We start from the raw sequence: 23,044 nt of genomic DNA on the forward strand, positions 1-23,044 counted from the left end.
AGTCCTGTGAGGGGGGCTAAGTTCAGGCCATGAAATACGCTCTGCTGACCATTTGTATCCTTGTTGCGGGCTGTGACACTGTCCGCTCGACAACTGATCGGGTTTTCGGTCGCGACAAACCTGCGGCTGAACCAGAGGTTGCCGCGGAAGCAGACGTCACCGAATCCGTTCGGGTCCCCGCAACCGCCGCAGGTTGGGTTGGCGCCAAGACCACCATTGCCAGCTTAGGTGACCCGACAACGCCGGGACGCTGGATGGAAACGCCTTTGGTCGAGACAGAGTTCACGGGTCGCGTTGTCGTGCCCAGAACAGGGGCGCAGGCCTATATCACGCTGGTCCCGGCCCGTGGGCCCCAAGGCAGTGGAAGCAGGCTGTCGCTGGATGCGATGCGGGCGCTGCTTTTGCCTTATGACGAACTTGTCGAGCTGGAAGTTTATTCCAACTGACCTTTCAGATATTTGCCAGCTTCACGCCGAGCAAAGGGCTTCATGGCCGCACTATGGTCGCGCAGAAAGTTAACCACTCGGTCCGCGTCATGTTTCGACAACTCACGCAGCCACCAGGCAACGGCTTTCTGGATGAACCAGTCGCGGTCAGACACATAACCCGCTGCCCAGCCAAGAATACGGTCGCGCCGGTTCAGGTCTTCTGGCTTAGGGTGGTTCTGCTTGGTCCAGGGCAGGGTGGCGACCAGCGCGGCGCGCCGTGTCCACATATGGTCTGACGCTGTCCAGCTTTCGACCTGATCCAACCGCGCCGGGTCCGCAGACAAGCGTTTCTGCATCGCCATACAGGCGTGATCTGCCACCGCCCAGGCATCGAAATCTGGCAACCAGCTTTGCAGCAGGTCCCAAGCAGCCTCATCGGGGCGGATACGGGCTTGGGTCAGCAACTTGGCTGCGGCCAGACGGCCCTCGTGGATATCGGTCTGCCAGAGGGCGTCAGCCAGATCCACCCGCGCAGCAACGTCCAGTTCCTGTCGCCATAGTTTGGTCAGGTCGTTCAGAACCGGATTTGCAACGCCCAGATAGAGGCGTTCGACCTTGTGATAAGCCGCCATCTGCACGGCGCGCTCGGGGTCGGCATGGGCCCGGATCTGGTCAAGATAGGTGACGGGCGTCATTGGTCCGCAGCGCGTGTTGGCTTGCCGTCGATCGTCTGATGGTTCCGCTCAACCCAATAATCGCGGATATCGTCATCGGACTTACCGTCGACCCATTTCTGCATCGTGTCCCTTTCGGACTGGTATTCCATGAACGGTACGGCATACCCGCAAGAGGTCTGAACCATGTCAATCGCAATGTCATAGATCTGGCGGGCGCTGCGGTGGTCGGGAAACAGCCCGGCCAACGCGTCCCAGCCCTCGTCCCCGGCATGCAATGTACGCGCGGTGCCATAGGTCCTCAGGATCAGCGGGCGTGTGGTGAAGGAACACCACATGAGGGTCATGCGATTGACCTCAAGCAAATGCCCGGCGGTTTCATTGCCACTGCCGGTCAGGTTCATCCAGACAATCCGATTGGGCCCCAGTACCCGCAGCGAGTCCATCCCTTTGGGAGAGACATTGACCCGTCCTTCAGGTCCGGCGGTGCCGACGAAGAACAGATGCTGATCCTCGATAAACTTGCGATGGGCGTCATCCAGCGCCGGAAATTGCTTGGACATGCGTCACTCCACCGTTACGGATTTCGCCAGATTGCGCGGCTGGTCCACATCCGTGCCCTTGGCCACCGCCGTATGATAGGCCAGCAGCTGAGCGGGCACCGAATAGAGGATCGGCGCAAGGCTAGGGTGCACATGCGGCATGCGGATCGTGCTCCAGACCCCGTCTTCGGCCTCGGCGATGCCGTCATCATCGGACACCAGGATGACTTTACCCTTGCGTGCCATGACCTCTTGCATATTCGACACGGTTTTGTCGAACACCGTGTCTCGCGGGGCCAGAACCACCACGGGCATGTGTTTGTCGATCAGGGCAATGGGGCCGTGCTTTAGCTCACCCGAAGCATAACCTTCGGCATGGATATAGCTGATTTCCTTGAGTTTCAGCGCCCCTTCCATCGCCAGCGGGTACATCAGGCCGCGTCCCAGAAACAGAACATCGCGCGCCTCGGACAAGCGCTGGGCGGATTTCCTGATGGCCCGGTTCTGATCCAACGCGGTGTTCAGCACCGAAGGCAGCCCGCGCAACGCGGCGGCGTGATCGGCAAGTTCCTCGTCGTTCAACGTGCCACGGTCCGCGGCAGCCTTGAGCGCCAGCATCAGCAACACGCTCAGCTGACAGGTGAAGGCTTTGGTCGAGGCGACGCCTATCTCGACCCCGGCATGGATCGGCAGGGCGATGTCACTTTCACGTGCGATCGAGCTTTCTGGAACATTGACGACTGAGACGACCTTGTCCGCTTTGCCGTCGCAATACCGCAGGGCGGCCAGCGTGTCGGCGGTTTCACCCGATTGGCTAACAAACAGCGCCATAGTGCGTTCCGGGATCGGAGGTTCACGATAGCGAAATTCGCTGGCGATATCGACTTCGACCGGTATTCTGGCAAGTTGCTCGAACCAGTATTTGGCGGTCAAACAGGCGTAGAAAGCAGTCCCGCAAGCGACCATCGTCAGACGGTCCAGCTTGGTGAAATCCAGATCCCCCGGCAGAACGACCTGATCCCCGGCAGAGGGCAGGTAGGACCGGATCGCCTCGGCAACCACAATCGGCTGTTCCGCGATTTCCTTGGCCATGAAATGCTTGTGCCCGGCCTTGTCGGCGCGGCTGTGATCCACTTTGATCTTGCGGGTTTCGCGATTGGCAAGCTCACCTGCTTCGTTGCGGATTTCCAGCGATGTGCGGGTCAGAACCGCACGGTCACCTTCTTCCAGATAGGTGATGCGATCCGTCAGCGGCGCTAGCGCGATGGCGTCCGAGCCGACAAACATCTCTCCGTCCCCGTGCCCGATTGCCAGTGGCGAGCCTTTGCGCGCAGCTACGATCAGGTCATCTTCACCGTCAAACAGAAAGGCCAGGGCAAATGCGCCGACCAGCCGGTCGATGGTTTTATAGGCGGCCTCAACCGGGGGCAGCCCTGATTTGAGGTAATGTTCAGCCATCAGGGCGACGGTTTCCGTATCGGTTTCGGTTTCGAACCCGATCCCGTGTTCCGCCAGCTCTGTCCGCAGCTCCCGATAGTTTTCAACGATGCCGTTGTGAACAACGGCAACCGGCCCGGCCCGGTGGGGATGCGCATTTGAAACTGTCGGCGCGCCATGGGTGGCCCAGCGGGTATGGCCGATACCGGATTTACCCGGAAGCGGGTCATGCACCAGCAGGTCGCTGAGGTTTACCAGCTTGCCTACAGCCCGACGCCGACCCAGGGATCCGCCATTGACCGTAGCAATGCCTGCACTGTCATACCCCCTGTATTCCAGCCGTTTTAGGGCCTCGACCAGGATAGGGGCAGCTTCGTGCTTGCCCAATACGCCTACAATCCCACACATCTGTCAGGCTCCTTTGTCGCGACGAGCCTTCTTCGCCGTCAACATGTCAAACAATTTACGCGCATAACCGGGCTTGTTGTCCTGCTTGGCGCGCGCAACGGCCAAAGCATCCGCTTCCACATCGCGCGTCACCACGGTTCCGGTGGCCGTCATCGCGCCGTCACCAATGGTGACAGGTGCCACCAACATGGTGTTCGATCCGACAAAGACGTTCTGGCCGATGGTCGTTTGGTGCTTCATCACGCCATCATAGTTGCAGGTGATCGTGCCCGCGCCGATATTTGTCGCCGCCCCAACCGTTGCGTCCCCGATATAGCTGAGATGGTTGACCTTGGCGCCTTCGGCGATTTCAGCATTCTTGATTTCAACAAAATTTCCGACGCGGGTGTTTTCTGCCAGCTCAGCGCCGGGGCGCAGGCGGGCATAGGGGCCGACGATGGCGCCGCGGCTGACATGGCAGCCCTCAAGATGCGAAAACGCGCGGATCGTTGCACCGCTTTCCACCGTGACACCGGGGCCAAAGACCACGTTGGGTTCGATCACCGTATCGCGGCCAATGACGGTATCAGCGGCCAGATAGACGGTTTCCGGCGCCATCAGCGTGACCCCCAAATCCAGCAGTTCGGCGCGGGCACGGGCCTGAAAAACCGCATCCGCAGCGGCCAGGTCAACGCGTGAGTTCACACCCAGCGTCTGTGCCTCGTCACAGGCGACTGCGGTGACATTCAGGCCACGGGATCGGGCGATTGCCACGACATCCGGCAGGTAATATTCACCGGCGGCATTGTCATTTCCCACGCTGTCGATCAGCGAAAACAGTAATTCAGCGTCACAGGCCAAAAGACCAGAGTTACAAAGTGTTATATCGCGCTCTTTATCCGAGGCGTCTTTGTATTCGACGATGCGTTCAAGGGCCTGTCCGTTCATAACCAACCGGCCATAGCGTGCAGGATCTGCGGCCTCAAAACCCAGAATAACCAGATCGTTCTTGGCCCGCGCTTCGATCATACGTTCCAACGTATCGGGTTGCAAAAAGGGCGTGTCTCCGTACAGAACAACCACGTCGCCGTTGAAACCCTGCAGCGCTTCGCGCGCCTGTGCGACAGCATGGGCGGTGCCCAGCTGTTCGGCCTGAATGGCGATTTGTGCGGTCTCGTCCTCGGCCAGGGTTGCTTTGGCAACGGCTTCGGACCCGTGCCCGGTGACAATGACGGTCCGCTCGGGCGACAGAACAGCACCAGCGCGCATGGCATGGACCAGCATAGGCGCCTGAGCAATCGGGTGCAGGACTTTCGGGATATCCGAATTCATCCTGGTGCCTTTACCGGCAGCAAGGATGACAAGGGCGATACTCATGAAATCGTTTTCTCTTTGTGTTTTGTTGCAGTCCGTTTTATCCGCTGAGGGTAAAGTCGCAAGCGGTTCAGCCATCAAACTAGATTGCCGTTTGCAACAAGACGTGGCGAAAACCCGCCGAGGCAGGAGGCGTAATGCGAACAGTCATCTTTGATCTGGACGGGACACTGGCGGATACTTCCGGGGATTTGCTGGAGGCCGCAAACCATTGTTTTCGCGATATGGGGCACGGCGATGTGCTGGTCCACGGGCAGGATGCTGGTATCGCTTTGCGTGGTGGGCGGATGATGCTGACCCACGGTTTGAAGCGGGTTGGGGCCTATGACGAGCAGGCTGTTCACGCTTATTACCCGATGCTTTTAGAAGCGTACTCGGAGGCGATTGACACCCATACCCGGTTTTATCCAGGCGCGCTGGACGCGGTTGGAAAGTTGAAAGAGGCCGGCTATGGCGTTGGTATCTGCACTAATAAACCCGAGGCTCTGGCACATCAGCTGCTGACCCAAATGGGTGTGCGCGACCGGTTCGGCTCACTCGTCGGCGCGGATACTTTGCCGGTTCGCAAACCCGATCCGGAGCCCCTGCGTGAAGCTGCCCGCCGGGCCGGCGGACACCCGGATCTGTGCGTTCTGATCGGGGATTCCGACACCGACCGGAATACGGCGCGTGCTGCAGGTGTACCTTCGGTGCTTGTAACATTCGGGCCATCTGGCGACGACATGGCTGCGCTGAAACCCGAAGCGCTGTTGCATCATTTTGATGACCTGCCGAAACTTGTTTTTGATTTGGTCGGAGCTGCAGCCTGACCCCTTGACCCCGGCCCATCGCGGCCTCAAGAGCGAAAAGATGACTGAGAAGTTTACTGGCAATTTCACCCAGCAGGAACCAATCCCGGATGAGGCGATCGAGGCGGCTCTGGCCGTTTTGCGTCATGGCCGGCTGCACAGATATAACGTCTCGCCCGGCGAACTGGCCGAGACCGCCCTGTTAGAACAGGAATTTGCCGCGCAGACCGGCGCAAAATACTGTCTGGCGGTCTCTTCGGGCGGCTATGCACTGGCGACAGCATTGCGCGCGATAGGGGTGCAGCCCGGAGATACCGTTCTGACCAACGCTTTCACCCTGGCGCCGGTGCCGGGGGCGATTGCCTCGATCGGAGCCAAGCCGGTATTTGTCGGTGTGACCGAAGCGCTGACGATTGATCTGGATGATCTCGAAAGCAAACTGGATCAGTCAGATGTGCTGATGCTCAGCCATATGCGCGGGCATCTGTGTGACATGGATCGGTTGATGCAAATCTGCGATGCCGCCGGTGTGGCCGTGATCGAAGATTGCGCGCACACGATGGGCGCCGCATGGCGCGGGCAAAAATCCGGACGGCAGGGCGTTATCGGGTGTTATTCCTGCCAGACCTACAAGCACATAAATTCCGGTGAAGGCGGGTTGTTGATCACCGATGACGAGGAACTGGCTGCCAAGGCGACGGTCCTTTCAGGATCCTATATGCTGTATGAGCGCCACCTTGCAGCGCCGGGCCCAGAGGTGTTCGAGCGGATCAAGTACACCACGCCCAATGTCTCAGGGCGCATGGACAATTTGAGAGCCGCGATCCTTAGGCCGCAACTTCGCAACCTGGAACAACAGATTGACCGGTGGAATGAGCGCTATGTCGAGATCGAAAAAGGGCTGCGCGGCACGCCGGGACTTACCATTGTCGAACGACCCGAGGCGGAAACTTATGTGGGCTCGTCTATTCAGTTCTTGCTGCTGGACTGGTCACCCGAACGGATTGCTCTTGTGATGCAGCGCTGCGCGGCGCGTGGTGTGGATCTGAAATGGTTCGGCGGAGCAGAGCCCACCGGGTTTACCTCGCGCTATGACAGTTGGCGATATGTGGAAAGCGCGCCTCTGCCTGCGAGTGACCGCATTTTGACCGGGATCATGGATATGCGGGTGCCATTGACTTTTTCACTGGATGATTGCCGGTTGATCGCACGGATCATTCGCTCTGAAGTCGGCGCGGTGTTCCAGTCCTGATCACATTGCCTGCGATTCGAGCGGGGATTTTTGGTTCTTCCGCAGCCGCTCGACCAGTCGTTTTTGCAGCCGATTTTCAGGGATCGGATAAGACGGCACCGTATTTTTGGCTTCCAGCAGATTTGGAAAGATCATTTGGATTTCTTCGCGGGCCTGCGCCGTAACGGATGCCAGTGACGTGTCGGTCAGCAACAGGCTTTCGCTCGGGGCGCCATTTGCAAAAACGATTTCATGGTTGTCGAACAGCAGGTGGTAATACACAACCTGATCAAGGCTGTTGTCTATCTCGATCCCCGTCAATTCCGACAGCTTGATGGCCGCGACCAGCACATCCGGCGATCCGAACATGCGCTGCGCCACCGCCGAAGAGATTTGCATTCTGTGCTGCCGGGAAACCAATAGATCCTGTTTCGGCAAACCGTCCCCCAATGCGGATTTCGCGATTCGAACCGGATTCAGGTTTGGATTGATTGCCAGATCGGTTGCCGAAAGATGCCGCTGTCCGATCCATCTGACAGGTTTCAGCCCCGATCGGGTCAGCACAAGATCACCTTCACGCAAGGTTTCAACGGGACGTTCCCCGAGTTCCGTCTCGATCAAGGTGCCCTGACAAAAACACACCAGTAACTCGATGTTATCGACAATGGCGCCAAGGCTATCATTAAGGCCAAGTTCGGTAAGGCGCAGGGTATAGTCACCGGCGGAAGGGAAATCGACCTGCATGGTGAATGTGGAAAAGCTGTTCGCAGTCGGCAGAACAGTCATCGAGGCGATAACGACGCCGTTGCTGTCCAGAATCTCGACGGTAAATCCTTCGCTGCCTGCATTTGAGTTAGATGCCGTCCTAAGTGCGGAATCCAGGCTAAGCTCGCCGGATTTGGGGTCATCCAGCGTAAAGGTTTGCTCCATCACCGTGACTTGGCTTGCGTTGCCATCCATTTCGGCCACACGATTCGATGAACCATTCCCGAGATAGGCACCCTCAGTGTGGTCAGCTTCGATATCCGTACCAGACCAATTTGCGGAACCGCTATTAAAAGTACCATTTACGATGACATTGGTTGGGGCCATTCGCAGAATCCTTGAAGCAAAAACCTTAACGGCTTTGGCGATCTAATCGTCGAGTATGGTGAATTTGTGACGCTCCGGATCGGCTCGCGGGTGAACCTTTTTCGGTCAGCGCTTGACCCGGGTTCATGGTCATGGCAGATTATTTGAACAATCGTTCATTTACTGGGAGAGTTCGATGTTCACGGCGGCCATGCAATTCGATCTGGGTGAAGATGTGAACGCACTGCGTGAAATGGTGCATCGCTGGGCGCAAGAGCGGGTGAAGCCGATGGCCGCGAAGGTCGATGCCTCGAACGCGTTTCCGAATGAACTTTGGCGCGAGATGGGTGAGTTGGGCCTGCTGGGAATTACAGTGCCCGAGGAATATGGTGGCGCGGCCTTGTCCTATCTGGCCCATACCGTCGCGGTCGAAGAAGTGGCCCGGGCCTCTGCCTCAATCTCATTGTCATACGGGGCGCATTCAAACCTGTGCGTCAATCAGATCAAGCTGAACGGCAGCCCAGAGCAAAAGGCGAAATATCTGCCTCGGTTGATTTCCGGCGAACATGTGGGCGCGCTGGCCATGTCTGAGGCGTCCGCCGGATCAGACGTCGTTTCGATGAAGCTGAAGGCGGAAAAGCGCAACGACCACTACCGGCTGAACGGAAGCAAGTACTGGATCACGAACGGGCCGGACGCGGATACTCTGGTCGTTTACGCCAAGACGGATCCTGATGCTGGATCCAAAGGGATCACCGCCTTTCTGGTCGAAAAAGAGATGACGGGCTTTTCCACGTCGCCCCATTTCGACAAGCTGGGCATGCGCGGATCAAACACGGCGGAATTGATTTTTGATGACGTCGAGGTGCCCTTTGAAAATGTTCTGGGCGAAGAGGGTAAGGGTGTCGCGGTTCTGATGTCAGGGCTGGACTACGAACGCGTTGTGCTCGCCGGGATCGGAACCGGAATCATGGCCGCCTGTCTGGACGAAGTCATGCCGTATTTGGCCGAGCGCAAGCAATTCGGCAAACCGATTGGCAGCTTTCAGCTGATGCAAGGCAAGATTGCAGACATGTACACGGCCATGAATTCAGCCCGGGCTTATGTCTACGAGGTCGCCAAGGCCTGTGACCGTGGGGATGTGACCCGGCAAGATGCGGCAGCGTGCTGTCTGTATGCTTCGGAACAGGCCATGACGCAGGCCCATCAGGCAGTTCAGGCTATGGGCGGCGCGGGGTTCCTGTCGGATTCGCCGGTCAGCCGCATATTCCGCGACGCCAAGCTGATGGAAATCGGAGCCGGCACCAGCGAAATCCGCCGGATGCTGATCGGACGGGAACTGATGAACGAAATGCTCTGAGCAAAAAAACGCCCCGCCGACGAGGTAACGGCAGGGCGTTCTGTGTAAAGGATCAGAAGCGGTGAACGTAGGATACGCCGACCAGCCAAGGATCGATTTCAGCGGTGCCGATATCGGCACCGTTCAGTGTGACATCCGAGTCGATATCGAACCAGCGAACGTTCAGACGAACAGCGCCTTTTTCGGTGACCATATAGTCCAGACCGGCCTGCAGTGCGAGGCCGACCGAGTTGTCGAGCTCAAGATCACCCAGAGCCGATTTTTCGTCGAAGAAGATGGTATAGTTGATGCCCGCGCCGACATAGGGTTTCCAGACCGAGTTGGTCGGGAAGTGATAGTTCAGCGACAGTGTGGGCGGCAGGTGTTTGACGGTCCCTGCGTCGAGGCTGCCACCCAGTGTGACCTCATGGCTGAACGGTGTGGCGGCCAGCAGCTCAATACCCAGATTATCCCGAACGAAATACTCGGCAGTAAAGATCGGGCGTGTGTCGGAATCGACATCTGCATCCAGCCCGGCGAGGGACCCATTGTCGGATTTCGGGTCGAGATAGCCGACACCGACACCAACGGTCCAGTCGCCCTGATTTTGGGCGAAAACGGGCGCAGCAAACGCGACGAGCGCGGTCGAAAGGGTCAAAGCGGCGAGTTTCTTGGTCATTTTACGGCCTTTGGATTTGTTGATGACCGGGTTTTGCATGAAGCAAAGCCCGCCGACTCTGATCTGCATCAAATTCCCGTGACCGTCTTTGGTGGCTCGATTCAGAAAAGACCTAGAAAAACAAAGGGTTTCGGCAATGTGTCCCGCTGAAGGCATACCTGGTTTGCATCAGGGTGGGGGCTGGGACCTGCCGGACCGGTTGAACATGGCGCGGCAATGCTTGGAACAGCCCCCAGAGCAGACGGCGATCATCGATCTGACCGGGGGTGAGGGCAAGGTCGTCACGTTTGCACAACTCGGACGCTTGGCCGATGACATCGCACTCGCCTTGCTCGATCGGGTGCGGCCTGGGGATCGCGTTGGAGTACTGCTCAGCCAGTCACCCGGCTGCGCGGCGGCGCATCTTGCGATCTGGAAGATCGGCGCGATTTCGGTGCCTTTGTTTAAATTGTTCAAACATGACGCGCTGGCCTCGCGTGTCGCGGATGCAGGGGCGCAACTGGTGTTGACAGATGCAGAGGGTGCTGCACTGCTGGGGGATTTGGCCGTACCGGTTCGGGTCGATCAGATAGCTCCGTCTGATGATCCGGTGCCCTTTGCGGATACCGGTCCCGAGGATCCGGCAGTTCTGATCTATACTTCCGGCACAACCGGCAGCCCCAAAGGCGCGCTGCATGGGCATCGGGTTTTGACCGGCCATTTGCCGGGGGTCTCGATCAGCCACAACCATCTGCGCGAAGATGACTGTCTGTGGACGCCCGCCGACTGGGCATGGATTGGCGGGTTGTTCGATGTGTTGATGCCAGGGCTGGCGCTGGGCATTCCGGTGGTCGCGGCCCGGCTCGAGAAATTCACCCCCGAGGCCTGTGCGGATGTGATCGCACGTGGCGGGGTACGGAACGTGTTCTTTCCGCCTACCGCATTGCGGATGCTCAAGGCCACGGATCAGGCGATCCCCGGTCTGCGCTCGGTCGCTTCCGGAGGGGAGCCGCTGGGTGCCGAGATGTTGGAATGGGGGAAGCAGGCGTTCGGCCTGACGATCAACGAATTCTACGGTCAGACCGAATGCAACATGGTCGTGTCTTCCTGCGCTGAGGATTTTCCGGTGCGCCCGGGTTGCATCGGTAAACCGGTTCCTGGGCATGAAGTTGCAGTGATCGACCAGGATGGCCAGCCCACAGATCAAGAGGGCGACGTGGCCATCCGCCGAGGCTCGGCCTCGATGCTGCTGGAATACTGGAACCGACCTGAGGCCACGGCCGAGAAGTTCCGCGGCGATTGGCTGATCACCGGAGATCGCGGCATGTGGGAGGGTGAGTACTTACGCTTTGTTGGCCGCGATGACGATGTGATCACTTCCGCCGGGTATCGCATCGGCCCTGCTGAGATCGAGGATTGCCTGTTGACCCATCCGGCGGTGGCGACAGTTGGTGTGGTCGGTAAACCTGATCCTTTGCGGACTGAGATTGTGAAGGCCTATGTCGTGTTGAAACCGGGAGCCACGGTTGCGGAGCGAGAGTTGCAGGATTGGGTCAAGGATCGTCTGGCGCAGTATTCCTATCCGCGCGAAGTGGCGTTTCTGGAAGAATTGCCGATGACGGTGACGGGGAAGGTGATCCGGAAGGATTTGAAGGCGCGTGCGGTGGGTGAGGTAAGGCAATGAGTCGAATGTTAGTCAGCATCGCATTTTTCTTTGCAACATTTCCGTCTTTCGTTGCAGCTGGAGATTTTCGCCTTGCTGATGCGTTGATGAAATCATGCCTTCAAACCTTTTCGGAGGTCCTAATTGAGACACTGGAAAAAGTGACCGATGAAAGCACATTGATTGACGTTCGTGGTGCAGCGTCTCAGGATGTGGCGCTTTGTGCGGGGCTCGCAATCGATGTTTGTTCTGTTGGTATTCTGGAAAGTCAGGACCAGTGCTTTTCTAAACTCGAAATGAGTATCGACGAAATTCGACAAAAAACGATCACGAATCTTCCCGAGACCATCTCTGGCACATTTCGATCCCGAAGTTACCGATTCGCATTTGCCCGCGCAAAAGAACCGGCAATACGCCTTGATCCAAGCCCTACGGTTCCACCGCAACTGACCAGTGTGCTGTCCGAGGCGATGCGCCTCGCAGACGCGCGTACGGCGCAGCGACTCCAGATTTACGCTCAAAGAGAGGTTCAGGAATGAAACTCACATCCAAATCCATGCCCGCCTCCGAGGGTTTCAAAGCAAACCGCGCGGCCCATCTCGACGCGCTGGCGCAAATCTCTGCCGCTGCGGAAGCGGCCCGTCTGGGCGGGGGTGAAAAATCCCGCGCGCGGCATGAATCCCGTGGCAAGATGCTCCCCAGGCGCCGGGTTGCGAACCTGCTGGACCCAGGGTCCCCGTTTCTGGAAATCGGCGCGACGGCGGCGCATGGGATGTATGGCGATGCCGCGCCAAGCGCTGGTGTGATTGCGGGCATTGGCCGGGTGCAGGGGCGCGAGGTCATGGTGGTTTGCAACGACGCCACCGTGAAGGGCGGCACTTATTATCCGATGTCGGTCAAGAAACACCTGCGCGCGCAGGAGATTGCCGAGGAAAGCCAACTCCCCTGTATCTATCTGGTCGACAGCGGCGGGGCGAACCTGCCCAACCAGGATGAGGTCTTTCCCGACCGCGACCACTTTGGCCGCATCTTCTATAATCAGGCCCGGATGAGCGCGAAGGGTATCCCTCAGATCGCGGTGGTCATGGGTTCGTGTACGGCGGGCGGGGCCTATGTGCCCGCGATGTCGGATGTGACGATCATCGTCAAAGATCAGGGCACGATCTTTCTGGCAGGTCCGCCTTTGGTCAAGGCCGCGACCGGGGAGGTTGTCAGCGCCGAGGATCTGGGCGGTGGCGACGTCCATACCCGTCTGTCCGGCGTGGCCGATTACCTGGCTGAGGACGACGCCCACGCGCTGGCCTTGGCGCGGCAGGCGGTGCGTTCTCTGAATCTGCGCAAACCGCAGACCGTGGATTGGGCCAGCCCCGAAGACCCGGCTTATGACCCCGAGGAAATTCTGGGCGTTGTTCCCGCCGACCTGCGCACGCCCTATGATATCCGCGAGGTGATCGCGCGGCTCGTCGATGGCTCTCGGTTCGATGAATTCAAACCGCGCTTTGGTGAGACGCTTGTGACCGGGTTTGCCCATGTCAAAGGCTGCCCCGTTGGGATCATCGCCAACAACGGCGTGCTGTTCTCGGAGGCGGCCCAAAAGGGCGCGCATTTTGTTGAGCTGTGTTCGCAACGCAAAATCCCGCTGGTCTTCCTGCAAAATATCACCGGCTTTATGGTGGGCCGCAAATACGAAAACGAAGGCATCGCGCGGCACGGGGCAAAGATGGTGACAGCCGTTGCCACAACTTCGGTGCCCAAGATCACCATGCTGGTGGGCGGCTCTTTCGGGGCCGGGAACTATGGCATGGCGGGGCGGGCCTATCAGCCCAGGTTCCTGTGGACTTGGCCGAACTCGCGTATTTCCGTAATGGGGGGCGAGCAAGCGGCGGGCGTGCTGGCCACCGTCAAACGAGACGGGATCGAGCGGCAGGGTGGCAGTTGGTCGGCTGAGGAAGAGATCGAATTCAAGCGCCCAACATTGGATATGTTCGAGGAACAATCTCACCCACTCTATGCCTCGGCCCGGCTGTGGGATGACGGCATCATCGACCCGCGCAAAAGTCGCGATGTTCTGGCCTTGTCGCTGAGTGCCGCCCTGAATGCCCCGATTGAAGAGACACGTTTCGGCGTGTTCAGGATGTAGATACGATGAATCTAAAAAAGAAAATTCTTGATACCATGCCTGAGGTCAAAGTGCCGGACCTCACTAAAAGAGCCGAGATTTCTGTTTTTCTGGTGCACAACTCTCGCGATCCGGAGGACTACTTTTTTCTCTTTGATTTCGAGGAATTTGTTGATCGGTCGAATGGCGGCTACTTCGTTCGCCCGGCGTTAAAGATATTCTCTGGGCGAGACGATTTCAGTCGCGTTCGGTTTGCGCGCGAATTTCGCCAGGTTTTTGCGCGTGAATTTGATCGGATGCGTGCAGAACTCGCAGCCGAGAAGGGTAAGCGTGGTTGGTTGAGTTGGAGTTTCGGATTGAACTCGGCTGTGGATATCGTTGGCGGATTGGTCGGTAATTTAATTTTGGCAATCGCCCTATCCGTAGGGAAGAAAGTGTTCGGTGACATCGCTTTGCCACGCATCTTGATGGGTAAAAGCGATGAAGCCAAGCTTGCGGACGAAATTGACAGAACAAAGACTAAGGTCGAAGGCGCGCTGGCTGAGATCGAGATCACTATTCACCCCGAACTTTATCACCACGCATATCGCGATGGTCATCTTGGCAAGATTAGCGGCATGGATCGGGATGCATGGCCGTTGCCGAACTTTGTTCGCGTGCATTTGACAGACGAAAAGAGTGGGTCATGGTGGTAGGAGGCGATCAATGTTCAACAAAATCCTGATTGCTAACCGGGGCGAGATTGCCTGTCGGGTGGTGGAAACGGCTCAGAAAATGGGTGTGTCCTGTGTTGCAGTGTATTCGGACGCGGACGCCTCGGCCAAGCATGTGCAAATGGCGGATGAGGCGGTGCATATCGGTGGAGCGGCCCCGGCGGACAGCTATTTAAAGGGTGATGTGATCATTCAGGCAGCGTTGGATACAGGCGCGCAGGCGATCCACCCCGGCTATGGGTTTCTGTCTGAAAACCCCGGTTTCGTTGACGCGGTTGAGGCTGCGGGTCTGATCTTTATCGGGCCCTCGGCGGATGCGATCCGCAAGATGGGCCTCAAAGACGCGGCAAAAGTGTTGATGGAGCAGGCGGGCGTGCCCGTGGTTCCGGGTTATCACGGCGATAACCAAGACCCTGATCATCTGGCGGGCGCGGCCCAGACTATCGGCTATCCAGTGCTGATCAAAGCCGTTGCGGGGGGCGGCGGCAAGGGGATGCGGCTGGTAGAGCACCCCGAAGACTTTACTGAGGCTCTAGACAGTGCGCGGGGAGAGGCGAAAACCGCCTTTGGCAACGATGCCGTTCTGGTCGAAAAATTCGTTTCCAAGCCCCGGCATATCGAGGTGCAGGTGTTCGGCGATGGCACCCAGGCGGTGCATCTGTTCGAACGCGATTGTTCGCTGCAGCGGCGGCACCAGAAGGTGATCGAAGAAGCACCGGCGCCCGGAATGACGGTTGAAATGCGTGAGGCCATGGGGCAGGCGGGCGTGCGCGCCGCCGAGGCGATTGGCTACAAGGGCGCAGGCACGGTTGAGTTCATCGTCGATGCATCGGACGGGCTGCGCCCGGATCGGTTCTGGTTCATGGAGATGAACACGCGCTTGCAGGTGGAACACCCCGTGACCGAGGCGATTACCGGCGTTGATCTGGTCGAATGGCAGTTGCGAGTCGCTTCGGGTGAAGCGTTGCCAAAAACGCAGGATGACCTGACGATCAACGGGCATGCGTTCGAAGCCCGGCTTTACGCCGAGGACGTGCCCAAAGGGTTTCTGCCCGCAACAGGTACGCTGACACATCTGCGCTTTCCTGCGGAATGCCGCGCCGATAGCGGAGTGCGGTCCGGCGATACAATCAGCCACTGGTACGATCCGATGATTGCCAAGGTCGTGGTGCATGGCCCGACGCGTGCAGTGGCGCTGGAAAACCTGCACCGGGTTCTGCGGCGGACCGAGGTTGCCGGGACGGTCACGAATCTCTCGTTTCTTGGCGCGCTGACCCGGCAACCTGGATTTGCGGCGGGCGATGTCGATACCGGGCTGATCGGTCGGGATATCGACGGGCTGGTCCGAACTTCTGATGCGCGCGCGCGCTTGATTGTTGCAGCAGCCATGACGGCGCTTGATCTGGTCGAGACCGGGCCCGACACGGGTTTCAGCCTGTGGGCGCCGCTGCACCGGGCCGTCCAGTTGAAGTGCGATAGCGAGCTCATTGATCTAGACGTACAGGTCGAAGGACCTGACCGGCAGGTCTGGCAGATCAAGGACACAACGGTTCTGGCGCAACGGCGCAATGGAGGCTGGTACATTGATGACCGCCCGATGCCGCCCGTGGCACTGGCTGGTGCGACAATCACAGTATTCGATGACTATGGGCAAGTGTTTGAGCATGTCGATCCGCTGGATCGCGATGCAAGCGCCTTGGGTGATACCAATGTGGTCGAGGCGCCGATGCCCGGTCTGGTCAAGGCCATGTTCGCCACCGTAGGGCAAGCCGTTTCAGAGGGTGATCGACTGGCCATTCTGGAAGCGATGAAAATGGAACATTCCTTGCTGGCTGCCCGTGATGGCGTGATCGCCGAGGTGCTGGCCGAAACGGGCGCTCAGGTCGAGGCCGGCGCGGCGCTGGTCCGGCTGGAGGAGGAATGATCTGTCCCGCTGCGCCGCAACGTGGCACAGTCGGGACAACACGGCATAACGGGAGGCAAAAACTATGGGTGAACGGGTCGACATTTTTGAAGTAGGGCCACGTGATGGGCTGCAGAACGAACAGCGGGAAATTCCTGTTGCCGAGAAGGTCGCTCTGATCGATTGCCTGAGCAAGGCAGGCTTCAATCGGATCGAAGTTGCCAGTTTTGTGTCTCCGAAATGGGTGCCCCAGATGGCTGGCAGTGCCGATGTTCTGGCCGGGATCCAGCGGGTTGGTAAGGTGCGTTATGCGGCGCTGACGCCGAATATGCGCGGGTACGAGGACGCCTTGTCTGCCAAAGCGGATGAGATTGCCGTATTCGCATCTGCCTCGGAAGGGTTCTCGAAGGCCAATCTCAACGCGACCATCGCCGAATCCATTGAGAGGTTCAAACCGATCCTAGAGGCTGCGCGCCATATTGACCTGCCAGTGCGCGGTTACGTGTCCTGCGTGACCGACTGCCCCTATGATGGTCCGACCCCACCCGAGAAGGTGGCCGAGATTGCGGACACATTATTTGCGCTGGGCTGCTATGAGGTATCGCTGGGGGATACGATCGGGCAGGGAACACCGGACACTATCGCCCATATGCTTCTGGCGGTGCGTGAGACGGTGCCTGTTACCCGCTTGGCGGGACATTTCCACGACACCAATGGTCGGGCCATCGACAATATCGACGCTGCATTGGCGCTGGGCGTGCGGACATTTGACTCAGCAGTCGGGGGGCTGGGCGGTTGCCCCTATGCACCCGGCGCCGCAGGGAACGTGGCCACCGAAGCCGTGGTCGCGCATCTAGAGCGTCTTGGATACGAAACGGGGCTTGATCTGGGGATCGTGGAACAAGCGGCACAAATGGCACTGGCCATGAGGGCGGAGTAGGCGATGTTTGAAACGATCTCGGTCACGGTTGATCCACGTGGCGTTGCAACCCTGACGCTGAACCGCCCGGAGAAGCATAATGCGATGTCCGCGCAGATGATCCGGGAACTGACACAAGCGGCGGTGCAGTTGGGCAGCGATGGCACTGTGCGCGTAGCCGTTCTGACCGGAGCAGGCAAAAGCTTTTGTGCCGGTGGGGATCTGGGCTGGATGCAGGACCAGATGGCAGCGGATCCTCAGACACGCTTTGTCGAAGCACGCAAACTGGCCGAGATGTTGCAGGCGTTGAATGTGATGCCCAAACCGCTGATCGGAGCGTTACAGGGCAACGCCTTTGGTGGCGGTGTGGGCCTTGCCGCCGTCTGCGACGTGGCAATAGGTGTCGAGACCCTAAAAATGGGCCTGACCGAGACGCGACTGGGTCTGATCCCGGCTACCATCGGCCCCTATGTTGTCGCTCGGATGGGGGCGGCACGTGCGCGGCGGGTCTTTATGTCGGCCCGATTGTTTGACGCGGCCGAGGCCGTCGATTTGGGCCTATTGGCAAAAACGGTATCAGCAGAAGATATGGCGGACGCTGTCGAGGCCGAGGTTGAACCCTATTTGTCATGTGCGCCAGGTGCGGTGGCCTCGGCCAAGGCCTTGGTCCATAGTCTGGGGCCGCGTGTTGACGATCCCGTTATCGACCAAACGATCCGGGCGCTGGTTGCGCGCTGGGAAACTGACGAGGCGCATGAGGGAATCAGCGCATTCTTCGACAAGCGAAAACCTGTATGGAATAGTTAGGTTTACGTTCTGTCGGTTTGGGCGTTTCACGGATCGAAGTTCGGCTGGAATGAAACGGAATATTAGGGTGCCATGCGGTTGTGTTTGGTTGACCCTCTGACCCCGCGCGGATAGAGAATGTCCAGTCAACACGCTAATTGACGGCGCTCCCCTACGGGGCACGCGCAGGAAAGGAGCTATTCGTGGAAGACCTGCTGCGGGAGTACCTCCCGATCCTGGTGTTTCTGGTCGTCGCTGCGGGCCTTGGAATCGTCTTGATTCTTGCCGCTGTGGTGCTGGCCGTCCGCAATCCCGACCCTGAAAAGGTCAGCGCTTATGAATGCGGCTTCAACGCCTTCGACGATGCGCGGATGAAATTCGACGTCCGATTCTATCTGGTCGCGATTCTTTTCATCATCTTCGATCTGGAAATTGCGTTCCTGTTCCCTTGGGCCGTGGCTTTCAAAGACATCAGCGATGTCGGATTCTGGTCCATGATGGTGTTCCTGGGCGTTCTGACCATCGGCTTTGCCTATGAATGGAAGAAGGGGGCCCTGGAATGGGAGTGATGACGGGTGCAAACACCGCCGGCGTCGACAAAGAAGTCGCCACCCAGGCCCTGAATGCCGAGCTGCAGGACAAAGGCTTTCTGCTGACCTCGACGGAGGACATCATCAACTGGGCCCGAACCGGGTCGTTGCACTGGATGACCTTCGGGCTGGCCTGTTGCGCAGTTGAGATGATGCACACCTCGATGCCGCGTTATGATGCAGAACGGTTTGGTATCGCGCCACGCGCGTCCCCACGTCAGTCGGATGTGATGATTGTGGCCGGAACGCTTACCAACAAAATGGCGCCTGCGCTGCGTAAGGTCTATGACCAGATGCCCGAGCCGCGCTATGTGATCTCGATGGGCTCCTGCGCCAATGGCGGCGGGTATTACCATTATTCCTATTCTGTTGTGCGCGGCTGTGACCGCATTGTGCCGGTCGATATCTACGTGCCTGGATGCCCTCCGACGGCTGAGGCGCTGTTGTATGGACTGATGCAGCTGCAGCGTAAAATCCGCCGCACCGGCACCATTGTACGCTGAGGAGGAGGCAATGAGCGAAGCACTCAAAGAACTCGGCGCGCAGCTGGAACTCAAACGGACCGATTGCGTTCTGTCCTGGGATGTCACCCATGATGAGTTGAACGTGGACGTGGCCCCGTCGAACCTTGTGGAATTTATCGAATTTCTGAACGGCGATGCCAGTTGCAAGTTCTCGACCCTGGTGGACATCACAGCCGTTGACTATCCCGAGCGGGCCAAGCGGTTCGATGTGGTCTATCACTTCTTGTCGATGTACCAGAACCAGCGTATCCGGCTGCGCGTGTCGATCCGTGAGGATGACATGGTGCCGTCGATTGTCGACGTTCACCCCTCGGCCAACTGGTTCGAGCGCGAGGTGTTCGATATGTTCGGCATCCTTTTCTCGGGCCATCCTGATCTGCGGCGAATCCTGACCGACTATGGCTTTCGTGGCTATCCGCTGCGCAAGGATTTCCCGACCACCGGTTATACCGAAGTCCGTTATGACGAGGCGCAAAAGCGTGTGGTCTATGAGCCGGTCAATCTGGTGCAGGAATACCGTCAGTTTGATTTCATGTCTCCGTGGGAGGGTGCGAATTACATCCTGCCCGGCGATGAGAAACAGGAGAGCGAATAATGGGTGGCATTTGGTGGCTGATCCTATCTGCACTGACCATCATCCCGATGGTGAAGATTTTGCCGTTCTTCGGAATTAACAAATACTGGTGCCTGCTCTGTCTGATCCCCTTTGGCACGATCGCGTTGCTGTGGTGGGTCGGGCTGAAACTGCAAGAGCTGGAGCGCCGCTGAGATGATGATGCTGGGGGAACTGATCGTGCTGGGTGCGCTGGGGGTCCTTCTGGCGGGGGCTGCAGCCAAGGTGGCCGAGGCCGAAAAGGTCCGGGTTCGGGCTGATGCAAAAAAGAATAAGCGGGGGCGTTGATGGACGGCTCAAGATACGATGACGGCAGCACGGACGCGCTGAGCGGAGAACAGAAGATCCGCAATTTCAACATTAACTTTGGTCCGCAACACCCTGCGGCACACGGGGTTTTGCGGCTTGTACTTGAGCTGGACGGCGAGATTGTTGAGCGTTGCGACCCGCACATCGGTTTGCTGCACCGTGGCACCGAAAAGCTAATGGAAAGCCGGACGTATCTGCAGAACCTGCCGTATTTCGACCGTCTGGACTATGTGGCGCCGATGAATCAGGAACATGCCTGGTGTCTGGCCATCGAAAAGCTGACCGGGGTCGAGGTGCCGCGCCGCGGCTCATTGATCCGGGTGCTGTATTCCGAGATCGGGCGCATTCTGAACCACTTGCTGAACGTGACCACGCAGGCGATGGATGTGGGTGCATTGACCCCGCCGCTTTGGGGTTTCGAAGAGCGCGAAAAGCTGATGGTGTTCTATGAACGCGCCTGCGGTGCCCGCCTGCACGCGGCCTATTTTCGCCCCGGCGGTGTGCATCAGGACCTGCCGCCGGAACTGCTGGACGATATCGAGACGTGGAGCCACGAATTCCCCACCATCCTCGACGACATTGATGGTCTGCTGACCGAAAACCGCATCTTCAAACAGCGCAACGCCGATATTGGCGTGGTGACCGAGGACGACATCCAGAAATACGGTTTCTCGGGTGTCATGGTCCGTGGATCGGGTCTGGCCTGGGACCTGCGTCGCGCGCAGCCCTATGAATGCTATGATGAATTCGAGTTCCAGATCCCCGTCGGCAAGAACGGTGACTGCTATGACCGTTATCTTTGCCGCATGGAAGAGATGCGCCAGTCGCTGCACATCATCCGTCAGGCCATCGCCAAAATCCGCGACTGCCCCGGAGATGTTTTGGCGCGCGGCAAGATCACCCCGCCGAAACGCTCGGATATGAAAACCTCGATGGAAAGCCTGATCCATCACTTCAAGCTGTACACCGAAGGCTTCCACGTGCCTGCGGGTGAGGTCTATGCCGCCGTCGAGGCCCCGAAGGGCGAATTCGGCGTCTATCTGGTCGCCGATGGCACCAACAAGCCTTACAGGGCCAAACTGCGCGCGCCGGGTTTCCTGCACCTGCAAGCCATGGACCACATCGCCGGAGGCCACCAACTGGCCGACGTCGCAGCCATCATCGGCACCATGGACGTTGTGTTCGGGGAGATTGATCGGTGAAGAAGCTCTTAGCGTTTACCTTAGCTATCCTTCCTATGGGCCATGCGGTATCGGCGGCGCCTTTGAGTGATTTTTGCCTCTTTTTATCCCCAGACATTCTGGAGAAAGTAGCCGACTGTAGCGCAACGAAAGGTTGTTATCCGGTTGACGAGTTTCCGGAGGTGTTCGAGCACTACAGATCGCTTGAAGAGCGCGCTTCGAACTATGTGTTGAGCAAACTTAGCTCATCAGAAAGCTGCATGGTGTATTCTAGATTGTTGGCGGGGTCAGGCGTTGAGAACTGTCCCGCCGGACAAGAGCCATTTTTGTGGGCCATTTTTGATCTAGTGGACGCCAAAGTGATCTCGTCCAATAATTCAAATGATCCAAATTTATGGAAACTTGGATTGGCAGAAAATGGGGAATGTGCTTAATGCTCCGCCGCCTTCATCCAGAACAACCCGAAAGCTTTGCCTTCACCGCTGCCAACCAGCAATGGGCCGAAGCGCAGATCACCAAATACCCCGAGGGGCGTCAGGCCAGCGCAGTCATCCCACTGCTGTGGCGCGCGCAGGAGCAGGAGGGCTGGCTGAGCCGCCCGGCGATTGAATCCGTCGCCGACATGCTGGGAATGGCCTATATCCGCGTGCTCGAGGTAGCCTCGTTCTACTTCATGTTTCAGCTGCAGCCGGTTGGCTCGGTGGCGCATATTCAGGTCTGCGGGACTACCTCTTGCATGATCTGCGGGGCCGAGGATTTGATTGCGGTCTGCAAGGACAAGATCGCCGCCAAGCCGCATGCTTTGTCCGCCGATGGCAAGCTGAGTTGGGAAGAGGTCGAATGCCTGGGCTCTTGCACCAACGCGCCGATGGCGCAGATCGGCAAGGACTATTACGAAGACCTGACAGCTGAGGGTTTTGGCAAGATCATCGACGATCTGGCCGCTGGCAAAGTGCCGACACCGGGCCCTCAGAACGGGCGCTATGCGGCAGAGCCTCTGAAGGGGCTGACCAGCCTGTCCGAATATGACAGCGGCCGAACCCAGTATAACGCCAGTGTTCAGTTGGCCTCAGATCTGGGGGATACCGTCAAACGCATCGACGGGACCGAAGTTCCGGTCCTGACGCCATGGCTGGGCAAGGATGGCAAGGCGGCGGCGACCAAGGCTGCTCCGAAACCACCCAAGGCGCCCGCACCGGCCAAACCTGCGGTGCAGCAGGCGGCTGAGGCGAAGGCGGTCACGGAAGACCAGCCCGACACGCTTTCGGATGCGCGGGACGGCAAGTCGGACGATCTGAAGCTGCTTAAAGGTGTCGGGCCTAAGCTTGAGAAGACGCTGAACGAGCTGGGCTTCTATCATTATGATCAGATCGCCAAATGGACGCCTGAGCAGGTTGCCTGGGTTGATGCGCGGCTGAAGTTCAAAGGCCGGATCGAGAGAGACGGCTGGATTGATCAGGCCACCAAGCTGGCGGCGGGTGAAGAAACCGAGTTCGCCAAGCGGGCCAAGGACGACGGTACATACGAAGACTAGGATGCGTGCCCGCTCTGGGCATTTAGGACAAGATGGACAAGGACAAGGAACAGGCCATGGCCCGCAAGGGTCGACATATCGGAGTGGTCATCGCCGTGACCATGCTGGTCTGGCTTGCCATGACCATGTTCATTGGCCCTGCGATGGAACTGCCGGGACGCTATGCGCTGCTGTTTGATTTTGCCGCGCTGGCCGGGTTCATCTATGCGGGCGTCAACATTTTTCAACTCTGGCGCATGCGTCAGGACAGCTGAAGGTAAC

26 protein-coding genes are annotated in these 23,044 nt (G+C 58.4%); 20 read left to right on the plus strand and 6 right to left on the minus strand.

What is annotated here, in order from left to right; translation table 11 throughout:
• The first annotated feature begins 29 nt into the window (after positions 1-29).
• Complete coding sequence (locus tag AC2FLB_RS05505) at positions 30-446, plus strand: hypothetical protein (protein ID WP_496690863.1); 417 nt, start codon at positions 30-32, stop codon at positions 444-446.
• Here AC2FLB_RS05505 and AC2FLB_RS05510 read toward each other — a convergent pair.
• The 4 genes from AC2FLB_RS05510 to glmU are packed head-to-tail and all read right to left on the minus strand — an operon-like array spanning position 434 to position 4,845.
• Complete coding sequence (locus tag AC2FLB_RS05510) at positions 434-1,123, minus strand: DNA alkylation repair protein (RefSeq protein WP_271950220.1); 690 nt, start codon at positions 1,121-1,123, stop codon at positions 434-436. The two genes, AC2FLB_RS05505 and AC2FLB_RS05510, sit on opposite strands and share 13 nt — an antisense overlap.
• Positions 1,120-1,665: a pyridoxamine 5'-phosphate oxidase family protein gene (locus tag AC2FLB_RS05515; protein ID WP_496690862.1), complete on the minus strand. Its 546-nt coding sequence runs from the start codon at positions 1,663-1,665 to the stop codon at positions 1,120-1,122. The genes AC2FLB_RS05510 and AC2FLB_RS05515 overlap by 4 nt, the downstream gene beginning before the upstream one ends.
• A gap of 3 nt (positions 1,666-1,668) precedes the next feature.
• Entirely contained in the window at positions 1,669-3,489 is a 1,821-nt protein-coding gene (gene glmS, locus AC2FLB_RS05520; protein ID WP_496690861.1) for a glutamine--fructose-6-phosphate transaminase (isomerizing), read from the minus strand.
• 3 nt (positions 3,490-3,492) lie between these two features.
• Positions 3,493-4,845, minus strand: coding sequence for a bifunctional UDP-N-acetylglucosamine diphosphorylase/glucosamine-1-phosphate N-acetyltransferase GlmU (glmU, locus tag AC2FLB_RS05525; protein WP_271950216.1), 1,353 nt, complete (start codon positions 4,843-4,845; stop codon positions 3,493-3,495).
• 134 nt (positions 4,846-4,979) lie between these two features.
• Here glmU and AC2FLB_RS05530 point away from each other — a divergent pair, with 134 nt between their 5' ends.
• Together AC2FLB_RS05530 and AC2FLB_RS05535 are read left to right on the plus strand one after the other, a co-directional pair.
• Positions 4,980-5,651, plus strand: coding sequence for an HAD-IA family hydrolase (locus tag AC2FLB_RS05530; protein WP_142634920.1), 672 nt, complete (start codon positions 4,980-4,982; stop codon positions 5,649-5,651).
• A gap of 40 nt (positions 5,652-5,691) precedes the next feature.
• Positions 5,692-6,882 (plus strand): DegT/DnrJ/EryC1/StrS family aminotransferase, encoded by a 1,191-nt coding sequence (locus AC2FLB_RS05535; protein ID WP_271950215.1) that lies wholly within the window; start codon positions 5,692-5,694, stop codon positions 6,880-6,882.
• Here AC2FLB_RS05535 and AC2FLB_RS05540 read toward each other — a convergent pair whose 3' ends face one another.
• Positions 6,883-7,953: a Hint domain-containing protein gene (locus tag AC2FLB_RS05540; protein WP_496708799.1), complete on the minus strand. Its 1,071-nt coding sequence runs from the start codon at positions 7,951-7,953 to the stop codon at positions 6,883-6,885. It lies immediately after the preceding gene.
• 175 nt (positions 7,954-8,128) lie between these two features.
• Between AC2FLB_RS05540 and AC2FLB_RS05545 the strand changes: the two genes are divergently transcribed.
• Entirely contained in the window at positions 8,129-9,292 is a 1,164-nt protein-coding gene (locus AC2FLB_RS05545; protein WP_496708800.1) for an isovaleryl-CoA dehydrogenase, read from the plus strand.
• 52 nt (positions 9,293-9,344) lie between these two features.
• Here AC2FLB_RS05545 and AC2FLB_RS05550 read toward each other — a convergent pair whose 3' ends face one another.
• Complete coding sequence (locus AC2FLB_RS05550) at positions 9,345-9,950, minus strand: OmpW/AlkL family protein (RefSeq protein WP_142635181.1); 606 nt, start codon at positions 9,948-9,950, stop codon at positions 9,345-9,347.
• A gap of 136 nt (positions 9,951-10,086) precedes the next feature.
• Between AC2FLB_RS05550 and AC2FLB_RS05555 the strand changes: the two genes are divergently transcribed.
• From AC2FLB_RS05555 to AC2FLB_RS05630, 16 genes are all read left to right on the plus strand, one after another.
• Positions 10,087-11,613: an AMP-binding protein gene (locus AC2FLB_RS05555; RefSeq protein WP_496708801.1), complete on the plus strand. Its 1,527-nt coding sequence runs from the start codon at positions 10,087-10,089 to the stop codon at positions 11,611-11,613.
• A gap of 5 nt (positions 11,614-11,618) precedes the next feature.
• Entirely contained in the window at positions 11,619-12,131 is a 513-nt protein-coding gene (locus AC2FLB_RS05560; protein WP_142634912.1) for a hypothetical protein, read from the plus strand.
• Positions 12,128-13,732 (plus strand): carboxyl transferase domain-containing protein, encoded by a 1,605-nt coding sequence (locus tag AC2FLB_RS05565; RefSeq protein WP_496690856.1) that lies wholly within the window; start codon positions 12,128-12,130, stop codon positions 13,730-13,732. The genes AC2FLB_RS05560 and AC2FLB_RS05565 overlap by 4 nt, the downstream gene beginning before the upstream one ends.
• A gap of 5 nt (positions 13,733-13,737) precedes the next feature.
• Complete coding sequence (locus AC2FLB_RS05570; protein WP_496701731.1) at positions 13,738-14,406, plus strand: hypothetical protein; 669 nt, start codon at positions 13,738-13,740, stop codon at positions 14,404-14,406.
• A 10-nt stretch (positions 14,407-14,416) separates the two neighbouring features.
• Positions 14,417-16,348, plus strand: a complete 1,932-nt coding sequence (locus tag AC2FLB_RS05575; RefSeq protein ID WP_496708802.1) for an acetyl/propionyl/methylcrotonyl-CoA carboxylase subunit alpha — start codon at positions 14,417-14,419, stop codon at positions 16,346-16,348.
• 64 nt (positions 16,349-16,412) lie between these two features.
• Positions 16,413-17,267 carry a hydroxymethylglutaryl-CoA lyase gene (locus tag AC2FLB_RS05580; protein ID WP_142634903.1) on the plus strand — a complete coding sequence of 285 codons (855 nt, stop codon included), beginning with the start codon at positions 16,413-16,415 and terminating at the stop codon, positions 17,265-17,267.
• Positions 17,268-17,270: 3 nt separating this feature from the next.
• On the plus strand, positions 17,271-18,053 hold the full coding sequence (locus AC2FLB_RS05585) for a crotonase/enoyl-CoA hydratase family protein (RefSeq protein WP_496708803.1): 783 nt from the start codon (positions 17,271-17,273) through the stop codon (positions 18,051-18,053).
• 182 nt (positions 18,054-18,235) lie between these two features.
• Positions 18,236-18,601 (plus strand): NADH-quinone oxidoreductase subunit A, encoded by a 366-nt coding sequence (locus tag AC2FLB_RS05590; protein ID WP_496690852.1) that lies wholly within the window; start codon positions 18,236-18,238, stop codon positions 18,599-18,601.
• Positions 18,592-19,125 carry a NuoB/complex I 20 kDa subunit family protein gene (locus AC2FLB_RS05595; RefSeq protein ID WP_037307875.1) on the plus strand — a complete coding sequence of 178 codons (534 nt, stop codon included), beginning with the start codon at positions 18,592-18,594 and terminating at the stop codon, positions 19,123-19,125. The genes AC2FLB_RS05590 and AC2FLB_RS05595 overlap by 10 nt, the downstream gene beginning before the upstream one ends.
• 10 nt (positions 19,126-19,135) lie before the next feature.
• Entirely contained in the window at positions 19,136-19,741 is a 606-nt protein-coding gene (locus tag AC2FLB_RS05600; RefSeq protein WP_496708804.1) for an NADH-quinone oxidoreductase subunit C, read from the plus strand.
• Positions 19,741-19,914, plus strand: coding sequence for a hypothetical protein (locus AC2FLB_RS05605; protein WP_170433422.1), 174 nt, complete (start codon positions 19,741-19,743; stop codon positions 19,912-19,914). The genes AC2FLB_RS05600 and AC2FLB_RS05605 overlap by 1 nt, the downstream gene beginning before the upstream one ends.
• 1 nt (position 19,915) lies before the next feature.
• Positions 19,916-20,047, plus strand: coding sequence for a hypothetical protein (locus AC2FLB_RS05610; protein WP_496708805.1), 132 nt, complete (start codon positions 19,916-19,918; stop codon positions 20,045-20,047).
• Positions 20,047-21,270, plus strand: a complete 1,224-nt coding sequence (locus AC2FLB_RS05615; RefSeq protein ID WP_496708806.1) for an NADH-quinone oxidoreductase subunit D — start codon at positions 20,047-20,049, stop codon at positions 21,268-21,270. Before AC2FLB_RS05610 ends, AC2FLB_RS05615 begins: the two co-directional genes overlap by 1 nt.
• Positions 21,267-21,683: a hypothetical protein gene (locus tag AC2FLB_RS05620; protein WP_496708807.1), complete on the plus strand. Its 417-nt coding sequence runs from the start codon at positions 21,267-21,269 to the stop codon at positions 21,681-21,683. Before AC2FLB_RS05615 ends, AC2FLB_RS05620 begins: the two co-directional genes overlap by 4 nt.
• Positions 21,683-22,783 (plus strand): NADH-quinone oxidoreductase subunit NuoE, encoded by a 1,101-nt coding sequence (nuoE, locus tag AC2FLB_RS05625; protein ID WP_496708808.1) that lies wholly within the window; start codon positions 21,683-21,685, stop codon positions 22,781-22,783. Before AC2FLB_RS05620 ends, nuoE begins: the two co-directional genes overlap by 1 nt.
• Before the next feature lie 32 nt (positions 22,784-22,815).
• The gene (locus tag AC2FLB_RS05630; RefSeq protein ID WP_142634889.1) at positions 22,816-23,037 is read left to right on the plus strand and encodes a DUF5337 domain-containing protein; all 222 of its coding nucleotides are present in this window, start codon (positions 22,816-22,818) and stop codon (positions 23,035-23,037) included.
• The last annotated feature ends 7 nt before the right edge of the window (positions 23,038-23,044 follow it).

Source organism: Ruegeria sp. CDSA236 (assembly GCF_059611285.1).